Source organism: Paenibacillus sp. MAHUQ-63 (assembly GCF_028765165.1).
GTDB lineage: Bacteria > Bacillota > Bacilli > Paenibacillales > NBRC-103111 > Paenibacillus_E.
The window spans coordinates 1-617 of sequence record NZ_JARADB010000034.1; the positions used below are offsets into that span (position 1 = coordinate 1).

1 protein-coding gene is annotated in these 617 nt (G+C 70.8%); it reads right to left on the reverse strand.

Annotated elements, in window-relative coordinates:
- The coding region (locus tag PUT07_RS35735) for an LUD domain-containing protein (protein ID WP_379241380.1) at nucleotides 1-582 on the reverse strand (582 nt) is incomplete at its 3' end.
- Nucleotides 583-617: the final 35 nt, after the last annotated feature.

Here is a 617-nt window from a genome sequence, read left to right on the forward strand (position 1 = left end):
GACGGATAGGGCTGCGACACGGAGCACCTCCCCGGGGGCCGGAGTCCTTCCATGATGCGCCGAAGCGCGCCCTCCGGCACAGGTGCGTCCACAACGAGGCACCGCGTGTCGGCCACCCGGCCGATTGTCGCCCGTTCTTCTCATGGTCATTTCAAGTACGTTGACGCCTGCAGGGGGCAGGCATCGGCACAGCTGAGCACGGGGGTCGGCGGGATGACCGGGGGGCAGTCGCGAGCGTGGGACGACGACGGCGTCTGCCGCGTTGCCCGGCACGCCGCGGGGCGACGGCGGCCGGACCGGTGCGTTTGTTGTCGGGGGGAGGGGGGAGAGGAGGGGGGGAGAGGAGGAGCGGGGGAGGGTCTGCAGGAACACCTCCAGGTCCTGCCACGCCGGCACGATCTTCTCGATGCCGACGACCGAGATCAGCGTCTCGGGCAGGGTCAGGCACATCCGGCCGTTGCCCTCGGATTCCACGACCACGAGCGTGCCGTGCGGCACGCGGGAAGGGGCAGTCGGGGCGGACCTCGACGTCGGCACCGACGTGCTGCGGGACACGCGGGCGGCGCTGCGGGTCGTCGCCACCGAGAAGTCGGATCGTAGCCATGTCGTTCTGTGAG